The sequence below is a fragment of the Microbacterium sp. Root166 genome (genome assembly GCF_001427145.1).
Taxonomy (GTDB): domain Bacteria; phylum Actinomycetota; class Actinomycetes; order Actinomycetales; family Microbacteriaceae; genus Microbacterium.
The window spans coordinates 128,074-143,516 of sequence record NZ_LMGL01000004.1 but is presented as its reverse complement, the minus strand read 5'-3'; the positions used below and the strand labels follow the sequence as shown (position 1 = coordinate 143,516).

The following is a 15,443-nucleotide window of genomic DNA, read 5'->3' as shown; positions in this document are numbered from 1 at the left end:
GTCAGCAGGAAGTGGGGGTCGTGCGGGGTTTCGCAGAATTGCGACGGAGGCCAGATTCACGATTTACGTGGAACCCTCCGCGTACTCCCTCACTGTACCACCCTTGAAGTCGACGGCCAGCATGAGCGGCTCCCACGGGGTGTCGGCCGCAGAGGCCGCCAGAGCGGCCGCCTCGAGCCGGCGGCCGGGACCGTCGGCGAGCACCAGGACACTGGGTCCGGCGCCCGAGACGACCGCCGCGAAGCCCTGCGCGCGCAGGGCCCGGACGAGCATGTCGGTCTCGGGCATGGCGCTCGCGCGGTAGTTCTGGTGGAGCTTGTCCTCGGTCGCGGCCTGCAGCAGCTCCGGGCTCTGGGTCAGTGCGGCGATCAGCAGCGCGGAGCGCGAGACGTTGAACACCGCGTCCTCACGCGGAACCTGCAGCGGCTGCAGGCTGCGCGCCACCTCGGTCGACATCGTGAACCCGGGAACCAGGACCAGGGGCGACACACCGCGGTGGACGAGCAGCTTCTTGTGCTGCGGGCCCTGCTCGTCGACCCACGCGATCGTCAGGCCGCCGAACAGCGCCGGCGCGACGTTGTCGGGGTGGCCCTCGAGCTCGGTCGCGAGACGGAGCAGTGCGTCGGGGCCGAGCTCGACCTCGCCGTCGAGGAGGCCCTTGGCGGCGAGCAGCCCGGAGACCACGGCGGCGCCGGACGAGCCGAGGCCCCGACCGTGCGGGATGACGTTGTGCGCGTGCAGCCGGAGTCCCGGCATCCGCCTGCCGACCGCCTCATAGGCGTAGGCGATCGCCCGCACCACGAGGTGCGAGGCGTCGCGCGGGACGTCCTCGGAGCCCTCTCCGGTGACCGCGATCTCGAGCTCGCCCTCGGGCAGCGCCGTGACATCGAGCTCGTCGTACACGCTCAGCGCCAGGCCGAGGGTGTCGAATCCGGGGCCGAGGTTGGCACTGGTCGCAGGAACCCGCACGACGACCCGACGCCCCGGTGCCGGGGCGACGGCTGCGTTCACGCGGGGGTCCCGACGGGCTTCAAGCCGAGAACGGATGCCACGTCCGAGGTGGCCGCGTCGACCACGGTGGGCTCGACCTGGCTGCCGTCGGCGTTGCGCAGGGCCCACTGCGGGTCCTTGAGGCCATGGCCGGTGACGGTGAGCACGACGCGGGCGCCCTTCGGCACGATGCCGGCCTCGACGCGGTCCAGCAGACCCGCGACGCTGATCGCGGACGCGGGCTCGACGAAGATGCCCACCTCGCCGGCGAGGAGCTTCTGCGCCGCGAGGATGCGCTCGTCGTCGATCGCGCCGAACCAGCCGTTCGTCGCCTCTCGCGCCTCGAGCGCCAGATCCCACGATGCCGGGTTGCCGATGCGGATGGCGCTGGCCACCGTCTCGGGGTTCTTCACGACCTCGCCGCGCACCAGAGGGGCGGAGCCCTCGGCCTGGAAGCCGAACATGCGGGGAACGCGCGTGGAGATGCCGCGGTCGGCCTCTTCGCGGTAGCCGCGCGTGTACGCCGTGTAGTTGCCGGCGTTGCCCACCGGGATGAAGTGGAAGTCCGGCGCGTCTCCGAGCTGCTCCACGACCTCGTACGCGGCGGTCTTCTGCCCGTCGATGCGGTCAGGGTTGACGGAGTTCACCAGGTGCACCGGGTAGTGGTCGGCGAGCTCGCGCGCGATCTCGAGGCAGTCGTCGAAGTTTCCGCGAATCTGGATGAGCTGGCCGTTGTGGGCGACCGCCTGGCTCAGCTTGCCCATGGCGATCTTGCCCTCGGGCACCAGCACTGCCGCGGTGATGCCGGCGTGCGCCGCGTACGCGGCGGCGGAGGCGGACGTGTTGCCCGTCGACGCGCAGATCACGGCCTTGGCGCCGTGCTCGATGGCCCGTGAGACGGCCACGGTCATGCCGCGGTCCTTGAAGGAGCCCGTGGGGTTCATGCCCTCGTACTTGATCCACACGTCGGTGCCGGTGCGGCGCGACAGTGAGGGGGCGGGCAGGAGCGGCGTGCCGCCCTCGCCGAGGGTGACGACGGTCGAGGCATCCGTGACGCCCAGACGATCGCCGTATTCACGCAGGACTCCGCGCCAGACGTGTGCCATGTCAGTCTCCTTCCACACGCAGGACCGAGACGACGCGCTCGACGACGCCGCTCGCGGCGAGACGGTCGACCGTCTCGCTGAGGTCCTGCTCCAAAGCCTTGTGAGTGCCGATCACCAGTCGCGCCACGCCGGGGCCGCCATTGGCCTCGTGGACGACGGTCTGCTCGACGGTCGCGATCGAGACGCGTCCCTCGCTGAGGGTGCCGGCGACGGTCGCCAGCACGCCCGGCTCGTCGTCGACCTCGAGGGTGATCTGGTAGCGCGTGGTGACGTGCCCGATCGGGACGATCGGGAGGTTCGCCAGCGTCGACTCGCCCACCCCGACGCCTCCGGCGATGTGCCGGCGAGCGGCCGAGACGACGTCGCCGAGGACGGCCGACGCCGTCTGCACGCCGCCGGCTCCAGCACCGTAGAACATGAGGTTGCCCGCGGCCTCGGCCTGGACGAACACGGCGTTGTTGGCGCCGTGCACGGTGGCCAGCGGGTGGGCACGGTCGATGAGGGCGGGATAGACACGGACGGAGATCGACTCGCCCTCGCCCTCTCCGCCGGTCAGGCGCTCGCACACCGCGAGCAGCTTGACGACGTAGCCGGCGTGACGGGCGGCGTCCATCATGGACTTGTCGATGGAGGTGATGCCCTCACGGTGCACCGAGTCCAGCGGCACGGTGGTGTGGAACGCCAGGCTCGCCAGGATCGCCGCCTTCTGCGCGGCGTCGTAGCCCTCGACGTCGGCCGTCGGGTCGGACTCGGCGTACCCGAGGCGCTGGGCGTCGGCGAGCACGTCGCCGAACTCCGCGCCCTCGGTGTCCATGCGGTCGAGGATGTAGTTCGTGGTGCCGTTGACGATGCCCATGATCCGCTGCACGCGGTCGCCGGCGAGGGAGTCGCGCAGCGGACGGATGATCGGGATCGCCCCGGCCGCGGCGGCCTCGTAGTACACCTCGGCGCCGACCTGGTCGGCCGCGTCGAAGATCTCGGGCCCGTGCGTGGCCAGCAGCGCCTTGTTGGCGGTGACGACGTCGGCGCCGGAGTTGATCGCCTGAAGCAGGTGGGTGCGCGCCGGCTCGATCCCGCCCATGAGTTCGATTACGATATCGGCGCCCATGATGAGCGACTCCGCGTCGGTGGTCAGCAGCTCGCGGGGCAGCTCGACATCGCGCGGCGCGTCGACGTCGCGCACGGCGATCCCGACCAGCTCAAGCCGGGCTCCGGCACGATCGGCGAGCTCGTCGGCATGCTGGCGCAGCAGCGAGGCCACCTGCGAGCCGACGGAGCCGGCTCCGAGGAGCGCGACGCGAAGACGTCGGTAATCGGTCATGCGATCCCTTCCCTGGGGGTCGTTGCGAGGCCCGCGTCGCGGGCGAGGAGGTCGTCGATCGACTCTCCGCGCACGATCACGCGTGCCTCTCCCCCGCGCAGCGCCACGACGGGCGGACGGGGGACGTAGTTGTAGTTGCTCGCGAGCGAGAAGCAGTACGCGCCGGTGGCCGGTACGGCGAGCAGGTCTCCGGGTGCGACGTCTCCGGGCAGGTACTCCGCGTCCACGACGACGTCGCCGGACTCGCAGTGCTTGCCGACCACGCGGACGAGCACCGGCTCGGCCCCGCTCGTGCGTGAGGCGAGGCGAGCCGAGAAGTCCGCCGCGTAGAGGGCGGGCCGGGGGTTGTCGCTCATGCCGCCGTCGACGCTCACGTACAGGCGCTGCGCGCCCTCGCCGACCTCGACGGGCTTGGTCGTGCCCACTTCGTACAGGGTGACCCCGGCACGGCCCACAATGGCGCGGCCCGGCTCGAACGCCAGGTTGGGCATCGGGATGCCGCGCACCTCGCACTGGACGGCGACGGCGTCGGCGATGCCGACGGCGAGCCGGTCGATCGGGGTTGGGTCGTCGACGGAGGTGTAGGCGATGCCGAACCCGCCGCCGAGGTTGAGCACGGGCAGATCGCCGCCGGCGAGCAGCGAGGCGTGGAGCTCGACGATGCGGGCCGCCGACTCTTCGAACCCGGCCGTGCCGAAGATCTGCGAGCCGATGTGGCAGTGCAGGCCCACCAGCTCGAGCCCCGACGCCTCGCGGATCCGCGCGACGGCGGCCGGGGCATCCGAGAGCGTGAAGCCGAATTTCTGGTCCTCGTGAGCGGTCGCGAGGAAGTCGTGCGTCTCGGCGTGCACGCCGCTGTTGACGCGGAGCAGCACCTGCTGGGTGATCCCGTGGCGTGCGGCGATCGCGGCGAGGCGCTCGATCTCGATGAGGCTGTCGATGACGATCGATCCGACACCCGCCGAGACGGCGGCCTCGAGCTCGGCGACGCTCTTGTTGTTGCCGTGGAAGCCCAGTCGCGCGGGGTCGGCGCCCGCCGCGAGCGCGACGGCCAGCTCGCCGCCGGTGCACACGTCCACGGCGAGACCCTCGTCGGTGACCCACCGGACGACCTCGGCGCTCAAGAACGCCTTGCCGGCGTAGTACACGCGAGCCTGCACGCCATGACGGGCCGCCGCCGAACGGAACGCCTCGAGCACCTCGCGGGCGCGGGCGCGCACCTCGTCCTCGTCGATGACCCACAGCGGGGTGCCGAACTGCTCCTGGAGCCGCGTGACGGGGATGCCGCCGACGACGAGCACGCCGGTCTCGTCGCGCGTCGCACTGCTCGGCCAGACGAGCGGAGCGAGGCCGTTGGCCTCGTGCGGCGCCACCAGCCATGCCGGTGCCAGGGTGCGGGACTGCGGAGGGGCGGACACGGGTGGGACCAATCGGTTCGAGCTTCGACGCTGAGCCGTCCGGACGACCGGATCGGCGCGTGTTCTGCGGCCGGAGGGATCACGGGCCGGACAGCCCTTGCAGTCTAGAGCAACGGCCATGCCCGCCCCGTGATGTGTGACGCCGGGCGACGCCTCAGTCGCAGGAGCCGTTCGCCTGCAGCTCGGGGTCGGTGACGATCGCCCCGTCGACGTCGGCATCGGCGATCAGGACCTCGCCTTCGACGCGGACGCCGGTGAGGGTGACGCCGGCTGGGATGTACTGGGCCAGGCACACCGTCCAGTCCCGCACCACCACGTCGGCGATCGGGCCGAACTGCTCACTGAGCTCCGTGGCGTCGATCTGCGCCCCGGCCAATTCGAACGACGACGGCGTGAGGACGATGTCGCCGTCCGCGACGGACGGCGTCAGCGCGACGCCGACCGGGAACGAGACGCCGAAGAGCGCCAGCTCGGCTTGAATCGTCACGTCGGGCTCGGCGAGACCGACGTTGTCGGCCGGGAAGCCGTCGATCGTGCCGAGAAGCGCCTGCAGCTGCGCGGCGTCGAGCGTGACCGTCGCGGTGGCGCCGCTCATATCGACGCCCTCCTGGAGCGGCACGCCGTACGCGGTCACCGTGACGTCTCCCTCGAACTGCCCGACGGGCACGTCATCGGACGAGACGGTGATCTCATCGAGGCTTCCGCCGATCAGCTGCGGGATCACCGCGCCGGTCACCGTGACATCGACCTCGTGGTCCGCCGGCAGCGACAGGCGCTCGCGGATCTCGGTGCGAACGGTCTGCGCCACCAGGTCGCGCGCGATCGCCTCCGCCGCGAACCACGCAACGACGGCGAGCACGACGACGATGCCGAGCGCGATGAGCCACGGCCACCCCCGGCCGCGTCGGCGCGGGGCGGGCTCGTCGGCGGGCGCGTCGTACAGGGGCACCGTGGGCTGCGTGTCTCCGGCGCTCATCGTCTACATCCGTTCCGGCGCGTTCACGCCCAGGAGGTCCAGTCCGTTGCGCAGCACCTGTCCGGTGGCGTCGTTGAGCCACAGGCGCGTGCGGTGCACGGACTCCACCGGCTCGTCGCCCAGCGGGATCACCCGGCAGTTGTCGTACCACCGGTGATACAGACCCGCGAGCTCCTCGAGGTAGCGCGCGACGCGGTGCGGCTCACGCACCTCGGCGGCGAACGCCACCGTGCGGGGGAACTCCTGCAGCGCACCGAGCAGCGCCGACTCGGTCTCGTGCTCGAGCAGCTCGGGGGCGAACTCCGAGCGGTCCACGCCCGACGCCGCCGCGTTCCGGCCGACGTTGTGGGTGCGCGCGTGGGCGTACTGCACGTAGAAGACCGGGTTGTCGTTGGTGCGCTTGCGCAGGATCTCGGGGTCCAGGGTCAGCGGCGAGTCCGCGGGATAGCGGGCGAGCGAGTAGCGCAGCGCATCGGTGCCGATCCACTCGCGCAGGTCGTCGAGCTCGATGATGTTGCCGGCCCGCTTGCTCAGCCGCGCGCCGTTGATCGACACGAGCTGGCCGATGAGCACCTCGACGTCCTTCTCGGGATCGTCGCCGGCCGCGCCCGCGAGCGCCTTGAGCCGGTGCACGTAGCCGTGGTGATCGGCGCCGAGCAGGTAGATCTTGTGAGCAAAGCCGCGGTCGCCCTTGTTGAGGTAGTACGCGGCGTCGGCGGCGAAGTACGTGTACTCGCCGTTGGAGCGACGGATCACCCTGTCTTTGTCGTCGCCGAAGTCGGTCGTGCGCACCCAGACGGCGTCGTCCTGGTCGAACACGTGCCCCTGCTCGCGCAGCCTGTCGACGGCCTCGTCGACGAGGCTCGGCCCGCCGTCGGCGGGCTTGGCGTGGAGAGTGCGCTCGGAGAACCACACGTCGAAATGCACGTTGAACTTCTGCAGCGATGCCTGCAGCTCACCGAGCTGCATGTCGTACGCGAGGTCACGCGCGATGCCGGCCTGCTCGTCTGCCGGAAGCTCGAGCAGATCGGGCCGTGCGATGAGCACGCGCTGGGCGAGCGAATCGATGTAGCCGCCCGCATAGCCGCCCTCCGGGGTCGGCTCGCCCTTGGCCGCAGCCAGCACCGAGAGGCCGAAGCGCTCCATCTGGGCACCGGCGTCGTTGATGTAGAACTCGCGCACGAGCGTCGCGCCGCTGGCCAGCAGCAGCCGCGCCATCGAGTCGCCCAGCGCCGCCCAGCGGGTGTGGCCGATGTGCATCGGGCCGGTGGGGTTGGCGCTCACGAACTCGAGGTTGATCGTGTTCCCGCGCTGGCTGTCGTTGGCGCCGAAGGCGGCGCCGGCATCGACGATCGTCTTCGCGAGCGCGCCGGCGGCTGCGGCATCCAGTCGGATGTTGATGAAGCCGGGACCGGCCACCTCGACGCTCGCGACGCCCTCGACCGCGGTCAGGCCGTCGGCGATCTCGGCCGCCAGCTCGCGCGGGTTCGCGCCCGAGACCTTGGCGAGCTTGAGCGCCGCATTGGATGCCCAGTCGCCGTGATCGCGGTTCTTGGGGCGCTCCAGCGGGAGGTCTGCGGCGGTGAGACCCTCGGCCGCGCCGGGTCGGCGCGCCTCGACGAGCGGGGCGACGACGGCGAGCAGGGCGGCGGAGAGGGCTTCGGGATTCATAGCCGCACCAGTCTAGTTCGCGGCACCCGGCGCCCCTTCTCAGGCCAGCTGCACCAGCGAGGTGAAGTCGTCGAGCGCCGGATCGGTCCCCACGCCCTCGATCCGGGCGGCAGGGTCGAGCGAGCGGGTCGCATCGGTATCGAGGTCGTCGGGCAGCACCCAGGCGTCGACGCGCATGCGCTCCAGTCCGACGTAGCCGCCGTGGTAGCTGAGGAACGCGCAGTCCGCGGCATCCCTCCCCGTCGCGATGCGCACGAGGGAGTTGCGGTTCGCCAGGCGCGTGCCGTCGATGACGTACCAGGCGCCGTCGAGGTACGCCTCGGCCACGGCGTGGAAGTCCATCGGCTGCAGACCCGGTGCGAAGCAGGCGGCGTACCGGGCCGGCATGTCCATGGCCCGCAGGAGCGCGATGACCACGTGGGCGTAGTCGCGGCAGACGCCCTGGCCGGTCATCAGAGTGGTCACGGCGCTGTCGGTGCCCTGGCTGAGGCCGGGCGTGTACGTCGTGCTCGTGGCGACGAAGTTGGAGACCGCGGCTATGAGGTCGTGACCGGACAGTCCGCGGAACTGACGCCGGGCCTGCTGGAAGACCTCGTCGGACTGGCAGTACCGGCTCGGGCGCAGGTAGGTGATGGCTTCGAGGTCGCTCGTGCGGCTCGACGTGGCGGCCCCGTCCACCGTCGCCTCGTAGCGGATCTCGAGGCGCCCCGCCTCGCCGAGGAGCCGGTGCAGGCGGCTGCCCGACTGGTCGACGATCTCGGTCGGCGTGTAGACGCGATCGCCCTGCGTGAAGGTGAGCTGCTCGCTGCTGAGGGGTGCTCCCTGGGCCGCCGTGATCTGGAAGATGAGGTCGACGGACGACCCCAGATCGAGGTCCAGTTCGGCGGTCACGACGCGTTGCACCGAGATATCCTCGCACGCCGGATCGAGTGCTTCTGCCGTGAGCGCCGGATCCGGCGATCGCTCAGGATCTGCGCGGGTTCTGCACACCTTTCGTTCCTCCGGGCGTCGCTTCAGGTTCACGTGACGTACCCTCTCTGCATGCACGCGCCCGGAGGCTCCCGCGGACGGCGTCCGTGGCTGCCGCTCCTCGGCGCCGCGCTCGCCGTCGCGATCGTCTGCGCGCTCGGCATGTGGCGTCCGTGGATCGTCCCCTCGGCGCCTGTCGCGGCCGAGTCGGTCGCGCTCCCCCAGGCTGTTCCGGCGGCGCTCGAACTGCCCGGGAACGCCCGCGTGCTCGTCTTCGGCGACTCGTGGGTCTACGGCTCCGCCGCCACCGTCCCGACGCTCGGCTTCGCCTACCGACTGAGCGAGCAGCTCGGCTGGCAGGGCATCGTCGACGGCGTGCGCGGCAGCGGCTATCTCAAGCCCGGCCTCGACGGCGGCTCGTACGGCGAGCGCGTCGCCGCACTCGACCCTTCGCTCGACCCCGATCTCATCATCCTCGAGGGCTCCATCAACGATCGGCGGCTGCCGGCGACGGGATATCGGGATGCCGTGACCGCCGTCTGGGATGCGCTGAAGGCCCGCTACCCCGACGCCACGATCGTGATCCTCGGCCCGGCGCCGCAGGTGCTCCCTGTCGAGAAGGCGACGGCGCGTATCGACGCCGATCTCGCGGAGCTCGCCGCCGCCCGCGGCTGGTGGTACATCTCACCCATCGCCGAGGGCTGGATCACCGAGGCCAACTATCTCGACGTGATCGACACCGGCCCGATCGGACGCGACCACCCGTCGGACGCGGGTCACGCCTACCTCGCGGAGCGCGTCGCCGAGGCGCTCGACGACATGCGCGCGGCCACCGAGGTCGTGGCGGACGCTCCCCTCGACGAGGAGATCACCGCCCCCTGACCCGGCGGGAACCACCCCGCCGGAGTGGTAATCTCGATCGGCACGCCTCCGTAGCTCAGGGGATAGAGCGTTGGTTTCCGGTACCAAAGGTCGCTGGTTCGATTCCAGTCGGGGGCACAACACGAAACGGCCGTCCCGAAGGGGCGGCCGTTTCGCGTTCTGCCGCGGCGTCCGCAGGAGAACCGAGCTTCCGCAGGAGGAATCCGGCGGGATTCTCCTGTAGAAGCGCAGTTCTCCTGTCGAAACGCCGCCGGGTACCGCTACGGCAGGACGATGTTGAAGCCGGGGTCTCCCGGGTCGAGCACGCTCAGGATCGTCTGCAGCACCGACGCGTCACCGTCGAGGCTGAGCCCGGCCGCCGTCGCTGCGGCGACGTCTCCCGACGCGATTCCGGCGATCGAGGCCTGCGGCGCCGTGATCGTCAGGTCGACGTCGCCCTTGCCGTTCTCGACCACGACGAGCACGCCGTTGCGGAGCGTCACCCGGAACGCCTGGTCGCTGTCGGGGAAGACCCAGCGCGTGGCCAGATCGAGGTGCCATGCCCTGGGCCCGTCGATCTGGATCGCGATCGCGTCGAGCAGCAGCTCCGGCGGCAGCGCGCCGAGGATGTCGGACGACGCGGTCTGGGTCGGCGAGCCGAAGTTGCCGGAGCGCAGCTCCTGCGCGCCGGCGAGGTACGCGGCGCGCCACGTGCCGTTCTCGACGCTGAAGCCGAGCTGCTCGAGCGTGTCGGCGAGCAGCGCCTTGGCCGCGGCGTGGTCGGGCTCGGCGAAGACCACATGGTCGAGCACCTGAGCGGTCCAGCGGAAGTCTCCCGCCTCGAACGAGGCGCGGGCCTTCTCGACGACCGCGTCGGCGCCGCCCATGAACTCGACGTAGCGCGTCGCGGCGGCCTCCGGCGGGTGCTGCCACAGGCGCGCCGGGTTGCCGTCGTACCAGCCCATGTACCGCTGGTAGATCGCCTTCACGTTGTGGCTGACCGACCCGTAGTAGCCGTGCGTGTGCCACGCCGCCTCGAGCGCCGGCGGCATCTCGAACTGCTCGGCGATTTCGATGCCGGTGAGTCCCTTGTTGATCAGACGCAGCGTCTGATCGTGCAGGTAGGCGTAGAGGTCGCGCTGGAGGCTGAGGAATTCGACGATGTCCTCGCGCCCCCACGTGGGCCAGTGGTGCGAGGCGAAGACGACCTCGGCCTCGTCGCCCCACGTCTCGATCGCCTCGCTGAGGTACTGCGCCCAGACGTGCGGGTCGCGCACGAGGGCTCCGCGGAGGGTCAGCAGATTGTGGAGCGTGTGCGTGGCGTTCTCGGCCATGCACAGCGCCTTGCGATCCGGGAAGTAGAAGTGCATCTCGGACGGCGCCTCGGTGCCGGGCGCCATCTGGAAGACGATGCGCACGCCGTCGATCGTGCGCTCTTCGCCGGTGGTGGAGATGAAGTCGGTCGGTGAGATGAGCGACACGGTGCCGGTCGAGGGACTCTGACCGAGGCCGGCGCCGACGCTGCCCCGCGGACCGCGCGGGAGCACCGCGCCGTACATGTAGCCGGCGCGACGAGCCATTGCGGTCCCCGCATACACGTTCTCGGCGATGGCATGCTCGACGAAGCCCTCCGGCGCGATGACCGGGATGCCGGCATCCACCTCGTCCTGGGTGACGATGCCCTTGACGCCGCCGAAGTGGTCCACGTGGCTGTGCGTGTAGATGACACCGACGACGGGGCGCTCCCCGCGGTGCTCGCGGTACAGCGCCAAGGCTGCGGCGGCGGTCTCGGTCGAGATGAGCGGGTCGATCACGATCACGCCGGTGTCACCCTCGACGAACGTGATGTTCGACAGATCCATGCCGCGCACCTGGTAGATGCCGTCGACGACCTCGAACAGGCCGTCCGCAGCCACCAGCTTCGACTGACGCCACAGGCTCGGGTGCACGGTGTCGGGGGCGTCACCGGTGAGGAACGAGAACGAGTCGTTGTCCCACACGACGCGGCCGTCCGCTGCGTGCACCACGTTGGGTTCCAGGCGGGCGATGAGCCCGCGGGCCGCATCGTCGAAGTCGCGCGTGTCGGAGAACGGCAGGGAGTCGTGCGAGCTGGTCATCCTCCGACCCTATCCACGGGCGGGTGCCGCTGCCCAGCCTCGTTCGCCGACAATCCGGTGAACGACGGGTCACCTGCCGACGAGCTCCACGAGAAGGGCGATCGACGCCTCGACGGTCTGCGCGAGCACGTCCTCGGGCGAGCCGGACAGCGCCAGCCGGCGATGCCCGACCTCGCTCGCGGTCGCCCAGCCGAGGAAGACGGTACCGGGCGGATGGCCGTCCTGCGGATCGGGTCCGCCGACGCCCGTCGTCGACACCGCGACATCGACGCCGAGCAGCCGCTTCACGCCGCGTGCCAGCTGCTCCGCGCAGGCGGCCGAGCAGGGATCGATTCCGGGCTCGACACCCAGAACCTCCTCCTTGACCTGCATCTGGTACGCCACGACACCCCCGGCGAACCAGTTCTCGGCATCCGTTCCCGCACCGATGGTGCTGGCGAGCTTGCCGCACGTCAGCGACTCGGCGACCGCGATCCGCACCTCGTGCGCACGGGCCGCGTCCGCCAGCTGCTCGGTCTGCTGCGTCATCCGCGCTCCTCTCGTCGCTCCGAGAGTAGACGCGAGCTGCGATCGGCGGGCGGGGCTTGCGTCCCGGCCGGTCAGCTCACTCGTGGCCGACGACCTTGAGGCCGACGACGCAGCCGACGAGGCCGAGGATGAGGAGCATCTTGACCCACGAGAACGACTCGTCGCCGGTGATCATGGCGTAGGCGACCGTCAGCGATGCGCCGATGCCCACCCAGACCGCGTAGGCCGTGCCGGTGGAGATGTCGCGCATCGCCCAGGCGAGGCCGCCCATGCTCAGCAGCAGCGAGACCCCGAAGACGACCGTGGGCCAGAGCTTGGTGAAGCCCTCGGACTTGCCGAGCGCTGTCGCCCAGACGGCTTCGAGGATGCCGGAAACGATGAGGATGACCCACGACATGACTGTGCTCCCGGCCAGTCTTGTCGCTCACCGGGTACTGATCCGTCGTCCGGGGATCCGGGTGGGATCCGGTGTCCAGCGTACCGCGCAGCCCTGTGCAGCGCCTGGGCAGCGGAGTGCCGGGGCGAGCCCGGGTCAGACCAGGAAGAAGCCGTCGAACATCCCGGGGTTGTGGGCGTGAACGAGCACCAGGAACACCACGGCGTCGAACAGCAGGTGCACCGAGACGACGTAGGCGAGCGAGCGCGTCCGCATGAAGATCCAGCCCATGAGCAGCGCGAACGGGATGGTGAGCAGGGGGCCCCACGACTGGTAGCCGAGCTCCCACAGGAACGAGACGAACACGATCATCTGCAGCAGGTTCGCCTGCCAGAACGGGAAATGCCGGCGCAGGAGCGCGAAGCACGTGCAGATGAAGAACAGCTCGTCCCAGATGCCGACCGCACCCACGCCCACGAACAGCCGAGCGATGAGGTCCGGCGTGTCCACGACGGGCCAGTTGAGGTACACGCCCGAGGTGATGAAGTAGAACGGCAGGATCAGCCAGCCCAGCACCAGCACCACCGCGAGCCAGGTCCATTGGAACCAGGTCCATCTGCCGCCGCCGCGCCACGGGAAGCGGATCGCGTGGTCCCGGTACACCCACCGTGAGATCGCGTACGGCACCGCCACTGCGCCGCCCAGTGCGATCGCGAACCGGAGGATCGCGAGGTTGTCGAGCTCGGCCTTCAGCGGGATCGCGCTGACGATCAGCAGCCCGATCGCGATGAGCGACAGGTCGCGCAGCAGGCTCGGCCGCCTCGGCTCCCCGGGCCCGCCAGGCTCGCCGAGAACGCGAGAACGCACCGTCTCGGCGCCGGATCCGGTGCGTTCGTGCGGTTTCGGCGTCTGGGTCGGCGCGGCCTGCGCCCCTCGCTCGAGAAGCAGCGCCGCCGCGAGGCCGGCGGCGAGGAGCACCCAGCCGACCCAGGGGACGCGCAGCACGAAGAAGGCGGGCGCGGCGAGGCACACGAGCAAAGCGGGCGCGAGACCCCACGACCAGGCCGGAAGCGTGCCGACGGGGGCGACTGCGGGAGAGGCGGGCATCAGCGATCCAGGGGGTGGGCGATTTCGTCCTGCGGCATCCGGGCCGCGAAGATCGCGACGATGCCGAAGACGAACGGAAGGAGGCCGGCGACGATGAAGATCGTCTGAAGGGGCACGACCTCGGCCAGCGGCCCGGCGAGCGCCATCGACAGCGGCATGAGGGCCAGCGACACGAAGAAGTCCAGACTCGAGATGCGCCCGAGCATGTGCCGCGGCACTCGTCGCTGCAGCAGTGTGCCCCAGATGACGTTGCCATAACTGAAGCCGAATCCGATGATGAACATCGACACCAGCATGAGCCAGTACTGGTCGGTGATGCCCACGATGATGAACGGCAGCGTGCTGATGCCCCACACCAGGTTCATGACGGTCAGGTAGCGCCGCGGCAGCTTCCTCGACGAGACGACGATCGAGCCCACGACGCCGCCGAGCCCGTACACGGCGAGGAGGAAGCCGAACCATCGCGGATCCTCGCCGATGCGCTCCCGCGTGAGGAACGGCAGCAGCACCTCCTCGGGACCGACGAACACGAGGACCCATCCGGTCGCGAACAGCAGCGTCGCGAAGAGCCAGGGGGTGCGGACGGTGAAGACGACCGCTTCCTTGAGATCGTGGAAGACGGATGCCGCCCGCTCGGGCTCGTCGTGAGGTGCGGGCGGCTCCGCCCGGAGGAAGAGCAGCCCCACGAACGCCAGGCCGTGAGCGATCGCGATGATGACCGCGGCGTGGCTCGGGATCAGCGCGGCGAGCAGGACGCCCGCGGTGGCGGGGCCGGCTGCCTGCTGCAGCGCCGGGCGGATCGCGCCTTCGAGGCCGTTGGCAGCCAGCAGCTGACCCGGCGGCAGGATGCGGGGAAGGATCGCGGTGTACGCGGGGAAGAAGAACCCGGCGCCCGCGCCGAGCACGAAGGACACGACCGCGAGGTGCGCGACGCTGACGGGGCCCGAGAGCCCGGCGATCACGACCGAGGTGATCGCGAGGAAGTTCACGAGCTCCACGACGCGCACGATGGCGCGCCGCGAGACGCGGTCGGCGACGATGCCGCCTGGGATGGCGCACAGCAGCAGCCCCGTCGCGTTCGCCCCCGCGACCAGCGACAGCTCCAGGGGCCCGCCGCCGGCGTCGATGACGGCGTAGACCATGACGACGGCCCACATGCCGGCGGCGAAGATCGACAGCACGACGGCGCCGAACAGCACGCGGAAGTCACGGTGGCCGAGGGGGCGGATCACCCGCCAGCGGTCGCGGGCAGCGGCATCCGCTTCGGGGTTGTCGTCGTCGACAGCACCCGCGAGATCTGCGGGCTCGCTCATGTGCGCGGCCGCCGTCGATAGGCCAGGTCGCGGATGTCGCGCCCGACCCGCGCACCCTTGCGCTCGAAGGCCGTGAGGACACGGCCGTCGAAGCGCGGCGCCCACTCCCCCTCGAACGCCGGCTCGAAGTCATCGGCGGCGTGCAGCACCGACCTCATCTGCAGGGCGTAGTCCTCCCAGTCCGTCGCCAGGCGCAGCATCCCGCCGTCCTTCAGGGCGAGCGCAGCGACCGCGGCGAACTCCGGCGTGACGAGCCGGCGCTTCGTGTGCTTCTTCTTGTGCCAGGGGTCGGGGAAGAAGACCCACAATTCCGAGACGGATGCCGCGGGCAGCAGGTGGTCGAGGACCTCGGGGGCGTTCGCCTCGACGAGCCGGAGGTTGTCCGCCCCGGCGCGCTCGGCATCGAGCATGGTGCGCGCGATGCCCGCCCGGAACACCTCGATCGCGAGGAAGTCGGCGTCGGGCCGCGACGAGGCCGCATGCACGATGGCGTGTCCCTGCCCCGAGCCGATCTCGACGATGAGCGGGGCGCTGCGGCCCCACACGCTCGCCGGGTCGATTGTCGAGCCGGGGAGGATGCTGAGCTCGGCCACGTCACGGGGGGTGTCGATCACGTACCGGGGCCCGAGATCTTCCCACGCGCGCTCCTGGCCGTCCGACATGCGGCCGCTGCGGCGCACGAACGAGACC

At 70.6% G+C, this 15,443-nt stretch carries 14 protein-coding genes, 1 tRNA gene and 1 riboswitch; of the genes, 2 read left to right on the top strand and 13 right to left on the bottom strand.

The window, feature by feature from the left end; genetic code table 11:
• Positions 1–63: 63 nt before the first annotated feature.
• From thrB to ASD56_RS14940, 7 genes are all read right to left on the bottom strand, one after another.
• A complete protein-coding gene (thrB, locus tag ASD56_RS14970) occupies positions 64–1,011 on the bottom strand; it encodes a homoserine kinase (RefSeq protein WP_055967646.1) in 948 nt (315 codons plus the stop codon).
• Entirely contained in the window at positions 1,008–2,096 is a 1,089-nt protein-coding gene (thrC, locus tag ASD56_RS14965; RefSeq protein ID WP_055967643.1) for a threonine synthase, read from the bottom strand. The genes thrB and thrC overlap by 4 nt, the downstream gene beginning before the upstream one ends.
• A gap of 1 nt (position 2,097) precedes the next feature.
• Entirely contained in the window at positions 2,098–3,417 is a 1,320-nt protein-coding gene (locus ASD56_RS14960; protein WP_055967640.1) for a homoserine dehydrogenase, read from the bottom strand.
• Entirely contained in the window at positions 3,414–4,835 is a 1,422-nt protein-coding gene (lysA, locus tag ASD56_RS14955; protein WP_235565741.1) for a diaminopimelate decarboxylase, read from the bottom strand. Before lysA ends, ASD56_RS14960 begins: the two co-directional genes overlap by 4 nt.
• 154 nt (positions 4,836–4,989) lie before the next feature.
• Positions 4,990–5,811, bottom strand: coding sequence for an LmeA family phospholipid-binding protein (locus ASD56_RS14950; RefSeq protein ID WP_055967634.1), 822 nt, complete (start codon positions 5,809–5,811; stop codon positions 4,990–4,992).
• A 3-nt stretch (positions 5,812–5,814) separates the two neighbouring features.
• On the bottom strand, positions 5,815–7,482 hold the full coding sequence (locus ASD56_RS14945) for an arginine--tRNA ligase (protein ID WP_055967632.1): 1,668 nt from the start codon (positions 7,480–7,482) through the stop codon (positions 5,815–5,817).
• Between the two features lie 39 nt (positions 7,483–7,521).
• Positions 7,522–8,385 (bottom strand): transglutaminase-like domain-containing protein, encoded by an 864-nt coding sequence (locus tag ASD56_RS14940; RefSeq protein ID WP_055967629.1) that lies wholly within the window; start codon positions 8,383–8,385, stop codon positions 7,522–7,524.
• Between the two features lie 138 nt (positions 8,386–8,523).
• On the opposite strand from ASD56_RS14940, the gene ASD56_RS14935 reads away from it, so the two are divergent.
• Together ASD56_RS14935 and ASD56_RS14930 are read left to right on the top strand one after the other, a co-directional pair.
• On the top strand, positions 8,524–9,333 hold the full coding sequence (locus ASD56_RS14935; RefSeq protein ID WP_082541520.1) for an SGNH/GDSL hydrolase family protein: 810 nt from the start codon (positions 8,524–8,526) through the stop codon (positions 9,331–9,333).
• A 44-nt stretch (positions 9,334–9,377) separates the two neighbouring features.
• Positions 9,378–9,450, top strand: a tRNA-Arg gene (locus ASD56_RS14930).
• A 143-nt stretch (positions 9,451–9,593) separates the two neighbouring features.
• Here the strand turns inward: ASD56_RS14930 and ASD56_RS14925 are convergent.
• From ASD56_RS14925 to trmB, 6 genes are all read right to left on the bottom strand, one after another.
• Positions 9,594–11,429, bottom strand: a complete 1,836-nt coding sequence (locus ASD56_RS14925; RefSeq protein ID WP_055967626.1) for an alkyl/aryl-sulfatase — start codon at positions 11,427–11,429, stop codon at positions 9,594–9,596.
• Between the two features lie 69 nt (positions 11,430–11,498).
• A complete protein-coding gene (locus tag ASD56_RS14920; RefSeq protein WP_055967623.1) occupies positions 11,499–11,957 on the bottom strand; it encodes a CinA family protein in 459 nt (152 codons plus the stop codon).
• 76 nt (positions 11,958–12,033) lie between these two features.
• A complete protein-coding gene (locus ASD56_RS14915; RefSeq protein WP_055967620.1) occupies positions 12,034–12,354 on the bottom strand; it encodes a DMT family transporter in 321 nt (106 codons plus the stop codon).
• 9 nt (positions 12,355–12,363) lie between these two features.
• Positions 12,364–12,427, bottom strand: a riboswitch (guanidine-III (ykkC-III) riboswitch).
• Positions 12,428–12,489: 62 nt separating this feature from the next.
• The gene (locus ASD56_RS14910) at positions 12,490–13,440 is read right to left on the bottom strand and encodes a CPBP family intramembrane glutamic endopeptidase (RefSeq protein ID WP_055967618.1); all 951 of its coding nucleotides are present in this window, start codon (positions 13,438–13,440) and stop codon (positions 12,490–12,492) included.
• Positions 13,440–14,753 carry an MFS transporter gene (locus ASD56_RS14905; protein ID WP_082541519.1) on the bottom strand — a complete coding sequence of 438 codons (1,314 nt, stop codon included), beginning with the start codon at positions 14,751–14,753 and terminating at the stop codon, positions 13,440–13,442. Before ASD56_RS14905 ends, ASD56_RS14910 begins: the two co-directional genes overlap by 1 nt.
• Complete coding sequence (trmB, locus tag ASD56_RS14900; RefSeq protein WP_235565748.1) at positions 14,750–15,415, bottom strand: tRNA (guanosine(46)-N7)-methyltransferase TrmB; 666 nt, start codon at positions 15,413–15,415, stop codon at positions 14,750–14,752. The genes ASD56_RS14905 and trmB overlap by 4 nt, the downstream gene beginning before the upstream one ends.
• Positions 15,416–15,443 lie beyond the last annotated feature (28 nt).

Coding starts and splice junctions, on each gene's coding strand:
- ASD56_RS14960 (WP_055967640.1), bottom strand. CDS start 3,417: ATGACCGATTACCGACGTCTTCGCGTCGCGCTCCTCGGAGCCGGCTCC.
- ASD56_RS14925 (WP_055967626.1), bottom strand. CDS start 11,429: ATGACCAGCTCGCACGACTCCCTGCCGTTCTCCGACACGCGCGACTTC.
- ASD56_RS14910 (WP_055967618.1), bottom strand. CDS start 13,440: ATGCCCGCCTCTCCCGCAGTCGCCCCCGTCGGCACGCTTCCGGCCTGG.
- trmB (WP_235565748.1), bottom strand. CDS start 15,415: ATGTCGGACGGCCAGGAGCGCGCGTGGGAAGATCTCGGGCCCCGGTAC.
- ASD56_RS14920 (WP_055967623.1), bottom strand. CDS start 11,957: ATGACGCAGCAGACCGAGCAGCTGGCGGACGCGGCCCGTGCGCACGAG.
- ASD56_RS14905 (WP_082541519.1), bottom strand. CDS start 14,753: ATGAGCGAGCCCGCAGATCTCGCGGGTGCTGTCGACGACGACAACCCC.
- ASD56_RS14945 (WP_055967632.1), bottom strand. CDS start 7,482: ATGAATCCCGAAGCCCTCTCCGCCGCCCTGCTCGCCGTCGTCGCCCCG.
- ASD56_RS14950 (WP_055967634.1), bottom strand. CDS start 5,811: ATGAGCGCCGGAGACACGCAGCCCACGGTGCCCCTGTACGACGCGCCC.
- ASD56_RS14915 (WP_055967620.1), bottom strand. CDS start 12,354: ATGTCGTGGGTCATCCTCATCGTTTCCGGCATCCTCGAAGCCGTCTGG.
- ASD56_RS14935 (WP_082541520.1), top strand. CDS start 8,524: ATGCACGCGCCCGGAGGCTCCCGCGGACGGCGTCCGTGGCTGCCGCTC.
- thrC (WP_055967643.1), bottom strand. CDS start 2,096: ATGGCACACGTCTGGCGCGGAGTCCTGCGTGAATACGGCGATCGTCTG.